This window comes from Pseudomonas sp. GW821-FHT02C04, from assembly GCF_059421845.1.
The window spans coordinates 188,700-201,356 of sequence record NZ_JBWKVT010000001.1; the positions used below are offsets into that span (position 1 = coordinate 188,700).

Below are 12,657 nucleotides of genomic sequence, written 5' to 3' on the forward strand. Positions count from 1 at the left end.
TCAGGTTATTGCGCAGTGGCTGGTGCCAGAAAAGCGGCTTCCAGCAACTGCTGTGTATACGGATGTTGGGGGGCGGCAAAGATTGCTTGCGCGTCTCCCTGTTCGACCACTTGGCCATGCTTGACCACCATCAGCTGGTGGCTCAGCGCTTTCACAACAGCCAGATCATGGCTGATGAACAAATACGTCAGGTTGTACTTGGCTTGCAGTGAACGCAACAGCTCCACCACTTGCCGCTGCACCGTCCGGTCGAGCGCCGAAGTCGGCTCGTCCAGCAGGATCAGCGCCGGTTTGAGCACCAGGGCCCGGGCAATGGCGATACGCTGCCGCTGCCCACCGGAAAATTCATGGGGGTAGCGGTGCCGGGTTTCCGGATCCAGACCTACCTCCTTCAATGCCGCAATAATTGCCGCTTCCTGCTCGGCGGCGGTGCCCATCTTGTGGATCCGCAGGCCTTCGCCAACGATGTCGCTCACGCACATCCGCGGGCTCAGGCTGCCAAACGGGTCCTGAAACACCACCTGCATCTCCCGACGCAACGGGCGAACCTCGTTCTGCGTCAGGCAGTCTAGCTGCTTGCCTTCAAAACGGATCGCGCCTTTGCTGCCGATCAACCGCAAGATCGCCAGGCCCAGGGTGGATTTGCCGGAACCGCTTTCTCCCACGATCCCCAGTGTCTGACCCTGAGGCAGGCTGAAATTGATGCCGTCCACTGCCTTGACGTGATCCACCGTGCGCTTGAGCAGGCCTTTCTTGATCGGGAACCAGACTTTCAAGTCCTCGACCTGCAACAGCGGCGCCCCGATTTTATTGCTCGCCGGGCCTCCGCTGGGCTCCGCCGCCAGCAGCTCCCGAGTGTACGGATGCTGCGGAGAACGGAACAGCTCTTCGCACGATGCCTGTTCGACGATGCAACCGCGCTGCATGACACATACGCGATGCGCAATTCTTCGCACGAGGTTCAAATCGTGACTGATCAGTAGCAGCGCCATGCCCAATCGAGCCTGCAATTCCTTGAGCAGGTCGAGGATTTTCAGCTGAACGGTCACGTCCAGCGCGGTGGTCGGTTCGTCGGCGATCAGCAGTTCCGGCTCGTTGGCCAGGGCCATGGCGATCATCACCCGCTGGCGCTGACCGCCGGACAATTCGTGGGGCAGGGCCTTGAGGCGCTTGTGCGGCTCGGGGATGCCGACCATCTCCAGCAGTTCCAGGGTGCGCTTGGTCGCGACCTTGCCGGTCAGGCCCTTGTGGATGCCGAGCACTTCGTTGATCTGTTTCTCGATCGAGTGCAGCGGGTTGAGCGAGGTCATCGGCTCTTGAAAGATCATCGCGATCCGGTTGCCGCGGATGTGGCGGATGGTCTTTTCGCTCAGTTCCAGCAGGTTTTGCCCGGAATAGGTGATGCTGCCGGCCGGATGGCGAGCCAGCGGGTAGGGCAGCAGGCGCAGGATCGAGTGCGCCGTCACCGACTTGCCCGAGCCGGACTCGCCGACCAAGGCCAGGGTTTCGCCACGCTTGATGTCGAAGCTGACGCCCTCGACCACTCGGTGCGAGCGTTCGCCCGTGCCGAATTCGACGACGAGGTCGCGCACTTCGATCAGATTGTCCTGATTCATTTCACTTCCTCGGGTCGAAGGCATCGCGAGCGGACTCGCCGATAAACACCAGCAGACTCAACATCAGCGCCAGTACCGCAAACGCGCTCATGCCCAGCCACGGCGCCTGCAGGTTGGATTTGCCCTGGGCCACCAGTTCACCCAGCGACGGGCTGCCGGCCGGCAAGCCGAAGCCGAGGAAGTCCAGCGCAGTGAGGGTGCCGATGGCGCCGGTCAGGATGAACGGCATGAAGGTCATGGTCGAAACCATGGCGTTGGGCAGAATGTGGCGGAACATGATCGCGCCGTTCTGCATCCCCAGCGCCCGGGCCGCGCGCACGTATTCGAGGTTGCGCCCGCGCAGGAACTCGGCGCGCACCACGTCCACCAGGCTCATCCACGAGAACAGCAGCATGATCCCCAGCAGCCACCAGAAATTCGGCTGGACGAAACTGGCGAGAATGATCAGCAGGTACAGCACCGGCAGACCCGACCAGATCTCCAGAAAACGCTGTCCGGCCAGATCGACCCAGCCGCCATAGAAGCCCTGCAAGGCCCCGGCGATCACACCAATGATCGAGCTGAGCACGGTCAGTGTCAGGGCGAACAACACCGAAATCCGGAAACCGTAGATCACCCGCGCCAACACGTCGCGGCCCTGATCGTCGGTGCCCAGCAGGTTGTCCGCTGACGGCGGGGCAGGGGCCGGGACTTTCAGGTCGTAGTTGATGCTCTGGTAGCTGAACGGAATCGGGGCCCACAGCACCCACGCGTCCTTGGCCTTGAGCAGTTCCTGGATGTACGGGCTCTTGTAGTTGGCTTCCAGCGGGAATTCGCCGCCGAAGGTGGTTTCCGGGTAACGCTTGATCGCCGGGAAATACCAGTTGTTGTCGTAATGCACCACCAGCGGCTTGTCGTTGGCGATCAGCTCGGCGCCGAGGCTCAGGCCGAACAGAATCAGGAACAGCCACAGCGACCACCAGCCACGCTTGTTGGCCTTGAACAGTTCGAAGCGCCGGCGGTTGAGAGGGGACAGGTTCATCTCAATGCTCCCGGCTGGCGAAGTCGATGCGCGGATCGACCAGGGTGTAGGTGAGGTCGCCGATCAATTTCACCACCAACCCCAGCAAGGTGAAGATGAACAGGGTGCCGAACACCACCGGGTAATCGCGGTTGATCGCCGCTTCAAAACTCATCAGACCGAGGCCGTCGAGGGAGAAGATCACCTCCACCAGCAGGGAGCCGGTGAAGAAGATGCCGATGAACGCCGACGGGAACCCGGCGATCACCAACAGCATCGCGTTGCGGAACACATGACCGTAGAGCACACGGTGACGGGTCAGGCCCTTGGCCTTGGCGGTCACCACATACTGCTTGTTGATTTCGTCGAGGAAGCTGTTTTTGGTCAGCAGGGTCATGGTCGCGAAGTTGCCGATCACCAGCGCGGTCACCGGCAGCGCCAGGTGCCAGAAATAATCGAGGACCTTGCCGCCCAGGCTCAACTCGTCAAAGTTGTTCGATGTCAGCCCGCGTAATGGAAACCAGTCCAGATAACTGCCGCCGGCAAACACCACGATCAGCAGAATCGCAAAGAGGAACGCCGGGATCGCATAACCGACGATGATCGCCGAACTGGTCCAGACGTCGAAATGGCTGCCGTGCCGCGTGGCCTTGGCGATCCCCAGCGGAATCGACACCAGGTACATGATCAGCGTGCTCCACAGCCCGAGGGAGATCGATACCGGCATCTTCTCCTTGATCAGATCGATGACCTTGGCGTCGCGGAAGAAGCTGTCGCCGAAATCCAGGGACGCATAGTTCTTGACCATGATCCACAGACGTTCCGGGGCCGACTTGTCGAACCCGTACATGTGCTCGATTTCCTTGATCAGCGCCGGGTCCAGGCCCTGCGCGCCGCGATAGGCGGAGCCGGCCACCGACACTTCGGCACCGCCGCCGGCGATGCGGCTGGTCGCGCCCTCGAAGCCTTCGAGCTTGGCGATCATCTGCTCCACCGGCCCGCCGGGCGCGGCCTGGATGATCACGAAGTTGATCAGCAGAATGCCGAACAGGGTCGGGATGATCAGCAACAGTCGCCGAAAAATATACGCCAGCATCTGATTACTCCGTGCCCACAGGGTCGGCTTGCAGTTGGGTTTGCACTTCTACCGCAGGTTTCGTATCGGGTTTGACCCACCAGGTGTTAATGCCGATGTCGTACTTGGGGGAGACTTTCGGATGGCCGATGTGGTTCCAGTACGCCACGCGCCAGCTCTTGATGTGCCAGTTGGGGATCACGTAGTAGCCCCATTGCAGCACACGGTCCAGCGCCCGGGCGTGGGCCACCAGACTTTTGCGCGAGTCGGCGTTGATCAGGTTCTCGACCAGATGATCGACCACCGGGTCCTTCAGGCCCATCGAGTTGCGGCTGCTCGGCTTGTCGGCGGCGGCGCTCATCCAGAATTCGCGCTGCTCGTTGCCGGGCGAGTTGGACTGCGGGAAGCTGCCGACGATCATGTCGAAGTCCCGCGAACGCACGCGGTTGACGTATTGCGAGACGTCGACGCGGCGGATCACCAGATCGATGCCAAGGTCGGCGAGGTTGCGCTTGAACGGCAGCAGCACCCGTTCGAATTCGGTCTGGGCCAGCAGGAATTCGATGACCACCGGTTTGCCGGTGGCGTCGACCATTTTGTCGTCGACGATCTTCCACCCGGCCTCTTGCAGCAGTTGATAGGCCTCGCGTTGCTGCAGGCGGATCATGCCGCTGGCGTCGGTCTTCGGGTTTTCGAAAGCTTCGCTGAACACCTGCGCCGGGAGCTGGCGGCGGAACGGGTCGAGGATCGACAGCTGATCGGCGTCCGGCAGGCCGGTGGCGGCCATTTCCGAGTTCTCGAAGTAGCTGCGAGTGCGCACGTAGGCGCTGTTGAACAGTTGCTTGTTGGTCCATTCGAAGTCGAGCAGCAGACCCAGTGCCTGACGCACGCGAACGTCCTGGAACACCGGGCGGCGCAGGTTGAAGACGAAGCCTTGCATGCCGGTCGGGTTGCCGTTGGGGATCAGCTCCTTGACCAGTCGGCCCTCGGTGACGGCCGGGATGTTGTAGGCGTTGGCCCAGTTCTTTGCGGTCATTTCCAGCCAGTAGTCGAACTGTCCGGCCTTCAGCGCTTCCAGCGCGACGGTGTTGTCGCGGTAATAGTCGGTGGTCAGCACGTCGAAGTTGTAGAACCCGCGATTGACCGGCAAGTCCTTGCCCCAGTAATCCTTGACCCGCTCGTAACGCACCGAGCGTCCGGCCTTCACTTCGGCGACCTTGTACGGGCCGCTGCCCAGCGGAATTTCCAGATTGCCCTTGTTGAAGTCGCGACTGGCCCACCAGTGTTTTGGCAGTACCGGCAGTTGACCAAGAATCAGCGGCAGCTCGCGATTGTTGTTGTGCTTGAACTTGAACAGCACCGTCAGCGGGTCTTCGGCGACGGCTTCTTCGACGTCGCTGTAGTAGCCGCGAAACATCGGCGAGCCTTCTTTGGTCAGGGTCTCGAAGCTGAACACCACGTCTTCTGCGCGCACCGGGTGACCGTCGTGGAAACGCGCTTCGGGGCGCAGGTAGAAGCGCACCCAGCTGTTGTCCGGGGCCTTTTCGATCTTGCTGGCGACCAGGCCGTATTCGGTGAACGGCTCGTCGAGGCTGTGTTTGGTCAGAGTGTCGTAGATCTGCCCGACATCGTCCGCCGGCACACCTTTGCTGATGAACGGGTTGAGGCTGTCGAAGCCGCCAAAACCGGCCTGACGGAAGATCCCGCCCTTGGGCGCGTCGGCGTTCACGTAATCGAAGTGCTTGAAGTCGGCGGGGTATTTCGGCGGCTCGTTGTACAGCGTCACGGCGTGTTGCGGGGCGGCGCAGGCCAGCCCGGCGAACAACAGGCCGCAAGCCTGCACGAGCAGGGTGCGAACGACGTTCATTGACCTTTCTCCGAAGATTTCAGCCACCACGCGCTCAGGCCCAGGGTGTAGGGCGGCGTGCTGACGAAGGCGAACCGGTTGCGGTACGCCAGACGGTGATAATTGAGGTACCAGTTGGGAATGCTGTAGTGCTGCCAGAGCAGCACGCGGTCCAGCGCCTTGCCGGCGGCGACCTGTTCATCGCGGGTGCGTGCGGCGAGCAACTGCTCAAGCAGATGATCGACCACCGGGTTGGCGATGCCCGCGTAATTCTTGCTTCCCTTGACCCCGACCTGGCTGGAATGGAAGTACTGCCACTGTTCCAGTCCCGGGCTGAGGGTCTGATTGAGGGTCATGAGGATCATGTCGAAATCGAACTGATCCAGACGCTGCTTGTATTGAGCGCGATCCACCGTGCGCAGCCGCGCGTCGATGCCGATGCTGTTGAGGTTCTCGATGTACGGCTGGAGGATCCGCTCCAGGTTCGGATTGACCAGCAGCAGTTCGAAACTCAGCGGTTGGCCGGCAGCGTTCTGCAAGCGCTGGCCATTGAGCTTCCAGCCGGCCTCGGCCAGCAATGCGAGGGCCTTGCGCATGGTTTCACGGGGAATGCCGCGCCCGTCGGTCTGCGGCAGCGTGAACGGCTCGGTGAACAGTCGGGCCGGCAGTTGATCCTTGTACGGTTTGAGCATCAGCCATTCATGACCGACCGGCAGGCCGCCGGCGCTGAATTCGCTGTTGGGGTAGTAACTGGTGGTGCGTTTGTAGGCGTCGCTGAACAGCGCGCGGTTGGTCCACTCGAAGTCGAACATCAGGCCCAGGGCTTCGCGGGTCTTGACGTCCGAGAAGGTGGCTCGCCGGGTGTTCATGAACAGACCCTGGCTCTGGGTCGGGATCTGATGCGGGATCTGCGCCTTGATCACGTCGCCCCGGCGGATCGCCGGGAAGTTGTAGCCGTTGGCCCAGTTCTTCGCCTGATGCTCGATGTAGATGTCGAACTCACCGGCCTTGAAGGCTTCGAAGGCCACGTCGCTGTCGCGGTAGAACTCGACTTCCATGCGATCGAAGTTGTACTTGCCGCGATTGACCGGCAAGTCCTTGCCCCAGTAATCCTTGACTCGTTCGAACACCAGTTGCCGGCCCGGCGTCACCGAGGTAATGCGGTACGGCCCGCTGCCCAGCGGCGGTTCGAACGTAGTGGCCTTGAAATCACGGCCCTTCCAGTAATGCTGGGGCAGTACCGGCAACTCACCCAGACGCAGGATCAGCAGCGGATTGCCCGAGCGTTTCATCACGAAACGGATGCGCTGCGGGTTGAGGATGTCGACTCGCAACACTTCCTGCAGAGCGGTGCGATACAGCGGATGACCTTCCTTGAGCAGCAGGCGATAGGAAAACGCCACGTCGTAGGCGGTGATCGGCGTGCCATCGTGGAAACGCGCTTCCGGGCGCAGGTTGAACACCACCCAGCTGCGGTCTTCGCTGTACTCCACCGACTGGGCGATCAGGCCATAACTGGAGGCCGGTTCATCTCCGGACGGCGAATACTGGCCGGTGCCGACCATCAGCGGTTCGTTCAACTCGTTGATGCCGTATTGCAGGAAATTCGGGGTGGTGACCGGGCTGGTGCCCTTGAAGGTGTACGGATTCAGCGTATCGAAGGTGCCAAACGCCATCACCCGCAAGGTGCCGCCCTTGGGCGCTTGCGGGTTGACCCAGTCGAAGTGGGTAAATCTGGCCGGGTACTTGAGCGTGCCGAACTGCGCATAACCGTGACTTTCGGTGATCGTCGCGCTAGCGGGGGAGCTCAAGGCCAGGCTGATCAGGAGCAGGAGGAGGGGACGCTTCAAGTCAGATCCGATCCAGGCGGCTTGGGCTTTGTGGGCCGTACAGTAACAGCTTGTATGGACAGGAAAAAGACAGGGGGTTAATGCGCGCTTAATTGTGGGAGTAGCTGGCGGCGACGGCAAAAAATGACAGGCAAAAAAAAGCCCCTGGATTCAGGGGCTCTTTATCAGTGTGGCTGGTAAACCGTGAGCATCTGCCCAGGCTTGAGCGCCTTGCCGGCGCCCGGGTTCCAGCGCTTGAGATGCTGCATCTCGACGTTGAAACGCTTGGCCACCACGTACAGCGTGTCGCCTTGCTTGACCTTGTATTGGGTCTGTTTCTGGTTGTCGGTCTTGCTGCTGGTCTTGCTGTTGGCGGCCAGCACCGTGTTGATGCGTCCGCCACCGGTATTGCGGGCTGGCGTGCGCTTGGTGGTGTCCTGCATGACCAGGGTCTGGCCGACCTTGAGGTTCTTGCCGGTCATCTTGTTCCAGCGTTGCAGGTCCTTGACGTCGACCTTGTTGGCCTTGGCGATGGACGCAAGGTTGTCACCGCGTTTGACCCGGTAGGCACGCTTGAGCTTGGCGACTTCGGTCGGATCGGCGCCTTCGAAGACCGGTTTCAGCGAGCGAGGACTGATCAGTTCTTCAGGACGCATGGTCTGCAGGCTGGCGGTCAGCAGTTGCGCCTTCGAGGTCGGCACCAGCAGGTGCTGCGGGCCGTCGATGGTGGTGCGCTGCTTGAAGGCCGGGTTGAGCTGGAACAGCTCGTCTTCGTCGATGTTGGCCACTGCGGCGACCTTGGACAGGTCCATGCGCTGGTTGATTTCGACGACCTGGAAGTAAGGTTCATTGGCGATCGGGTTGAGGTTCACCCCGTAGGCTTCCGGCGACAGTACCACTTGCGACAGCGCCAGCAGTTTTGGCACATAGGCCTGGGTTTCTGCCGGCAGCGGCAGGTTCCAGTAGTCGGTCGGAAGGCCCAGTCGCTCGTTGCGCTCGATGGCGCGGCTGACCGTGCCTTCGCCGGCGTTGTAGGCCGCCAGGGCCAGCAGCCAGTCGCCGTTGAACATGTCGTGCAGACGGGTCAGGTAATCCATCGCCGCCGTGGTCGAGGCGGTGATGTCACGACGGCCGTCGTAGAAGCGAGTCTGGCGCAGGTTGTAGTAACGCCCGGTGGAAGGGATGAATTGCCAGAGACCCACAGCATCGGCCCGGGAATAGGCCATCGGGTTGTAGGCGCTTTCAATCACTGGCAACAGCGCCAGTTCCAGCGGCATGTTGCGTTCTTCGAGGCGCTCGACGATGTAATGAATGTAGAGGCTGCCGCGTTCGCCAGCGTTCTCGAGAAAGGAAGGGTTACTGGCGAACCACAGGCGCTGTTGCTCGATGCGCGGGTTCACGCCCAGGCCTTCCTGAAGCTGGAAACCACCGCGCATGCGTTCCCAGATGTCCTGGGGCACCTGCGGGCTGGGCTTCTCGGACAACCAGATGGGCTTCTGCTTGGCTCGCGCAGCAATGTTCGGCGTATGGGTCGCTTCAGTCTGCGGAGCATGGCTGGAACAGCCCGCCAGCGTGGCGGACACAGCCACCGCGATGGCTTGCGCCAGGCGGGTCAATGCGTCTGAATTGACGGACTTACGTATGGATGACGACATTGGCTGGAAGTAAGTTCCGGGCAAAAATGTCGGGGGATTCTAGAAAGCGCACCCCCTGCGGTCAACCATTCAGAGTTTTTGTACCAAGTGGTGAACGGCTTAGAACTTATCTTTCCAAGCCCGCAGAGCCGCAAAAACCTCACTCGGCGCCCGGTTTTGAGCGCCATTCCGTTCGTCCACTTTTTGTTTAACTAATGTTTCACCGGTACGCAAAAACGGGTTTGTGAGCTTTTCCAGAGCCAAGGTCGAGGGTAGGGTCATGACGCCGTTCTGCCGTTGCTGGGTGACTTTTTCCAGACGGGCGGCAATGTTCGGGTTGCCCGGTTCCACGGCGGCGGCAAACTTCAGGTTGCTCAGGGTGTATTCGTGGGTGCAGTAGATCAGCGTGTCCTCGGGCAGCGACGCCAGACGACCGAGCGAGTGGTGCATCTGCTCCGGCGTGCCTTCGAACAACCGGCCGCAACCGGCGGCGAACAGGGTGTCGCCGCAGAACAGCAGGCCGTGGTGGTAATAGGCGATGTGCCCCAGGGTATGACCGGGAACGGCGTAGACATCGAAATCCCAGCCGAGCACACGCACCTTGTCGTTGTCCTTGAGGGCTACGTCTCGCCCCGGAATGCTTTCGCTGGCCGGACCGTAGACCGTGGCATCGGTTGCCTTCTTCAGCGTTTCGACGCCGCCGACATGATCATGGTGATGATGAGTGATCAGAATGTCGGCGAGCACCCAGCCCGGATGCGCAGCGAGCCATGCCTGCACAGGGGCGGCATCCCCCGGGTCGACCACCGCGCAACGCTGGGTGGCATGATCCTGTAACAACCAGATGTAGTTGTCGGTGAAGGCGGGCAGGGCACTGATCTGTATCATCTTCGGATTCGCCAAGCAGGTAACATTGGCGCATCTTAGAGGTTCCTGGCGTGTTGGAGAATGCAATGATCGATAAAGCGTTCGCTCAGGCCGATCCTGACTGGCTCGCCCTGATCGGTGCGGCCCGTGAGTGGCTGTCCGGCCCCCTCGGGCAATTTCTGCTGGACGAAGAGCGCCGGATGCTCGAAGACGAGCTCGGCCGGTTCTTCGGCGGCTATCTGGTGCATTACGGCCCGTCCGCCGAAACGCCGCCGTCGGCGCCACAGGTGCAGCGCAACGTGCGACTCGGCGCGCCATTGCCCGGTGTCGAGATTGTCTGCGAGGAACAGGCCTGGCCGTTGAGCGAGCACGCTGCCGACGTGGTGGTGTTGCAACACGGTCTGGATTTCTGCCTGTCGCCCCACGGTTTGCTGCGGGAAGCGGCCAGCAGCGTACGCCCCGGCGGGCACCTGCTGATCGTCGGCATCAACCCCTGGAGCACCTGGGGCCTGCGTCATGTGTTCGCCCATGACGCCTTGCATCAGGCGCGCTGCATCTCGCCGTCGCGGGTCGCCGACTGGCTCAACCTGCTGGGCTTCGCGCTGGAGAAACGCCGCTTCGGGTGCTATCGTCCGCCGCTCGCGTCACCCAAGTGGCAGGCCCGTCTGGCCGGCTGGGAACGCAAGGCTGGCGACTGGCAACTGTCGGGCGGCGGCTTCTATCTGTTGGTTGCGCGCAAGATCGTGGTCGGCCTGCGTCCGGTGCGCCAGGAGCGCCGCGAGCCGATGGGCAAGCTGATTCCGCTGCCGATGGCCAAGGTCAATCGCCGCCGTATCGAACCGTAAACCTTCTTTTATTTGTGGCCGGGCTTGTCCCGGCCTCGGCCATCGTCGATCCGTGATCGGCGGGGCCTCGCATTTTTTCTGGATAGATTGGCATGAGCGAAAGCGTCGATAGCGTAGAACTGTTCACTGACGGCGCCTGCAAGGGCAACCCCGGCCCCGGCGGCTGGGGCGCCTTGCTGGTGTGCAAGGGCGTCGAAAAGGAACTGTGGGGCGGCGAAGCCAACACCACCAACAACCGTATGGAACTGCTCGGTGCGATCCGTGGCCTGGAAGCCCTCAAGCGTCCGTGCGAAGTGCTGCTGGTGACCGACTCGCAATACGTGATGAAAGGCATCAACGAGTGGATGGCCAACTGGAAGAAGCGCGGCTGGAAAACCGCCGCCAAAGAGCCCGTGAAAAACGCCGACCTGTGGAAAGAGCTGGATGAGCAGGTCAACCGCCACAAAGTCACCTGGAAATGGGTGCGCGGCCACATCGGCCACCACGGCAACGAACGCGCCGACCAGTTGGCCAACCGTGGTGTGGATGAGATTCGCGGCTACAAGCAGGACTGATCAGAGCATCAAAATGGCGCCGGCCAGTTGCAGGTCGGTGGCGGGCAGTTCCGGCAACAGGCTGCGAATCCGCTGGAACGCCGCTTCCATCTGCGCGCCGCGAATGTCCCCGTTGCTGGCAACAAACGCTGCTGCGTCATCCTTGGCGGCCAGCACGATTTTGTCGTCCTTGAACGAACCGCTGGTGCCTTTGCTGGAGCTGAGCGTCAGGCTCATGGTGATGTCGGTGCTGATGACGAAGCTGGTGGCGTGGGCGTCGGCCATCAGCAAACAGCCGCCGAGCAGTAAAATCCGTGCAGTCTTCATGAGGTGCCTGAGTCCGTGAGAAACAAGCCGCGCACGCTAACAAGCCGGTTTCCCCCAGACTTTATGAACATTGCTAATGATTGTTAAAAACTGCATGAGCGCCGATCACCAGCCCGTGGGCGACGCGCGCCACGGGCGTGTTAACATCGCCGTTTTTGCACGATTGACCCGTTGAGAGCTGAACACTGATGGCCACCAGATCCGTTGTACTCGATACCGAAACCACCGGCATGCCGGTGACCGACGGCCACCGGATTATCGAAATCGGTTGTGTCGAGCTGATCGGTCGGCGCCTGACGGGCCGGCACTTTCACGTTTACCTGCAACCGGACCGCGAGAGTGACGAAGGTGCGATTGGCGTCCACGGCATCACCAACGAATTTCTGGTCGGCAAGCCGCGTTTTGCCGAAGTGGCCGATGAGTTCTTCGAGTTCATCAACGGCGCGCAACTGATCATCCATAACGCGGCGTTCGACGTTGGCTTCATCAACAACGAATTTGCCTTGATGGGGCAGCAGGATCGCGCTGACATCACGCAGCACTGCTCGATCCTCGACACCCTGATGATGGCCCGGGAACGTCACCCGGGTCAGCGCAACAGCCTCGATGCCTTGTGCAAACGCTACGGCGTCGACAACTCCGGCCGTGAGCTGCACGGCGCATTGCTCGACTCGGAGATTCTCGCCGACGTCTACCTGACCATGACCGGTGGCCAGACCAGTCTGTCGCTGGCCGGCAATGCGTCCGACGGCAACGGAACCGGCAACGGTGCGGATAACTCCGCCACCGAAATCCGCCGTTTGCCGGCGGATCGTCAGCCGGGGCGGATCATTCGCGCCACCGAAGCCGAGCTGGCCGAACACCAGGTGCGCCTGGAAATCATCGCCAAGTCGGCCGGCGCACCGGCGCTGTGGACTCAGCTGCTGGAAGCCGAAACCCAGGCGTAAAGCACAAAGGATCGTTCGAACACTCAGGCTGTGTTCTGACGATCCTTTGTTTTTGGCAGTACTGACAACTGGCCACCCTCGCCACATCCGCTCCGACCCTCTACCCTGAGGACATTGGCAGATCATTCTCCGCCGCCT

The 12,657-nt window shown here is 61.3% G+C and carries 11 protein-coding genes; 3 read left to right on the top strand and 8 right to left on the bottom strand.

All coding sequences use genetic code 11. From position 1 onward, the window contains the following. Positions 1–5: 5 nt before the first annotated feature. The 7 genes from AC07VV_RS00950 to gloB form a co-directional block, all read right to left on the bottom strand. Positions 6–1,616 (bottom strand): ABC transporter ATP-binding protein, encoded by a 1,611-nt coding sequence (locus AC07VV_RS00950; protein ID WP_495034880.1) that lies wholly within the window; start codon positions 1,614–1,616, stop codon positions 6–8. A gap of 1 nt (position 1,617) precedes the next feature. Continuing rightward, positions 1,618–2,637 carry an ABC transporter permease gene (locus tag AC07VV_RS00955; RefSeq protein ID WP_495034881.1) on the bottom strand — a complete coding sequence of 340 codons (1,020 nt, stop codon included), beginning with the start codon at positions 2,635–2,637 and terminating at the stop codon, positions 1,618–1,620. 1 nt (position 2,638) lies between these two features. Then, the gene (locus tag AC07VV_RS00960; RefSeq protein WP_273540970.1) at positions 2,639–3,712 is read right to left on the bottom strand and encodes a microcin C ABC transporter permease YejB; all 1,074 of its coding nucleotides are present in this window, start codon (positions 3,710–3,712) and stop codon (positions 2,639–2,641) included. Between the two features lie 4 nt (positions 3,713–3,716). Then, positions 3,717–5,558, bottom strand: coding sequence for an extracellular solute-binding protein (locus AC07VV_RS00965; RefSeq protein ID WP_495034882.1), 1,842 nt, complete (start codon positions 5,556–5,558; stop codon positions 3,717–3,719). After that, a complete protein-coding gene (locus AC07VV_RS00970; RefSeq protein WP_495034883.1) occupies positions 5,555–7,387 on the bottom strand; it encodes an extracellular solute-binding protein in 1,833 nt (610 codons plus the stop codon). Before AC07VV_RS00970 ends, AC07VV_RS00965 begins: the two co-directional genes overlap by 4 nt. 164 nt (positions 7,388–7,551) lie before the next feature. Beyond that, positions 7,552–9,021, bottom strand: coding sequence for a transglycosylase SLT domain-containing protein (locus tag AC07VV_RS00975; RefSeq protein ID WP_495034884.1), 1,470 nt, complete (start codon positions 9,019–9,021; stop codon positions 7,552–7,554). Positions 9,022–9,120: 99 nt separating this feature from the next. Further along, the gene (gloB, locus tag AC07VV_RS00980; RefSeq protein ID WP_493157937.1) at positions 9,121–9,888 is read right to left on the bottom strand and encodes a hydroxyacylglutathione hydrolase; all 768 of its coding nucleotides are present in this window, start codon (positions 9,886–9,888) and stop codon (positions 9,121–9,123) included. Positions 9,889–9,953: 65 nt separating this feature from the next. Here gloB and AC07VV_RS00985 point away from each other — a divergent pair, with 65 nt between their 5' ends. Both AC07VV_RS00985 and rnhA read left to right on the top strand, forming a co-directional pair. After that, positions 9,954–10,712 carry a methyltransferase domain-containing protein gene (locus AC07VV_RS00985; protein WP_011333614.1) on the top strand — a complete coding sequence of 253 codons (759 nt, stop codon included), beginning with the start codon at positions 9,954–9,956 and terminating at the stop codon, positions 10,710–10,712. A gap of 92 nt (positions 10,713–10,804) precedes the next feature. Beyond that, a complete protein-coding gene (gene rnhA, locus AC07VV_RS00990) occupies positions 10,805–11,266 on the top strand; it encodes a ribonuclease HI (RefSeq protein ID WP_096820534.1) in 462 nt (153 codons plus the stop codon). Here rnhA and AC07VV_RS00995 read toward each other — a convergent pair whose 3' ends face one another. Beyond that, positions 11,267–11,572 carry a DUF2388 domain-containing protein gene (locus AC07VV_RS00995; protein ID WP_495034885.1) on the bottom strand — a complete coding sequence of 102 codons (306 nt, stop codon included), beginning with the start codon at positions 11,570–11,572 and terminating at the stop codon, positions 11,267–11,269. It lies immediately after the preceding gene. Positions 11,573–11,760: 188 nt separating this feature from the next. Between AC07VV_RS00995 and dnaQ the strand changes: the two genes are divergently transcribed. Further along, a complete protein-coding gene (gene dnaQ, locus AC07VV_RS01000) occupies positions 11,761–12,519 on the top strand; it encodes a DNA polymerase III subunit epsilon (RefSeq protein ID WP_495034886.1) in 759 nt (252 codons plus the stop codon). Positions 12,520–12,657 lie beyond the last annotated feature (138 nt).

Coding starts and splice junctions, on each gene's coding strand:
- AC07VV_RS00950 (WP_495034880.1), bottom strand. CDS start 1,616: ATGAATCAGGACAATCTGATCGAAGTGCGCGACCTCGTCGTCGAATTC.
- AC07VV_RS00965 (WP_495034882.1), bottom strand. CDS start 5,558: ATGAACGTCGTTCGCACCCTGCTCGTGCAGGCTTGCGGCCTGTTGTTC.
- AC07VV_RS00995 (WP_495034885.1), bottom strand. CDS start 11,572: ATGAAGACTGCACGGATTTTACTGCTCGGCGGCTGTTTGCTGATGGCC.
- dnaQ (WP_495034886.1), top strand. CDS start 11,761: ATGGCCACCAGATCCGTTGTACTCGATACCGAAACCACCGGCATGCCG.
- rnhA (WP_096820534.1), top strand. CDS start 10,805: ATGAGCGAAAGCGTCGATAGCGTAGAACTGTTCACTGACGGCGCCTGC.
- AC07VV_RS00955 (WP_495034881.1), bottom strand. CDS start 2,637: ATGAACCTGTCCCCTCTCAACCGCCGGCGCTTCGAACTGTTCAAGGCC.
- gloB (WP_493157937.1), bottom strand. CDS start 9,888: ATGATACAGATCAGTGCCCTGCCCGCCTTCACCGACAACTACATCTGG.
- AC07VV_RS00960 (WP_273540970.1), bottom strand. CDS start 3,712: ATGCTGGCGTATATTTTTCGGCGACTGTTGCTGATCATCCCGACCCTG.
- AC07VV_RS00985 (WP_011333614.1), top strand. CDS start 9,954: ATGATCGATAAAGCGTTCGCTCAGGCCGATCCTGACTGGCTCGCCCTG.
- AC07VV_RS00975 (WP_495034884.1), bottom strand. CDS start 9,021: ATGTCGTCATCCATACGTAAGTCCGTCAATTCAGACGCATTGACCCGC.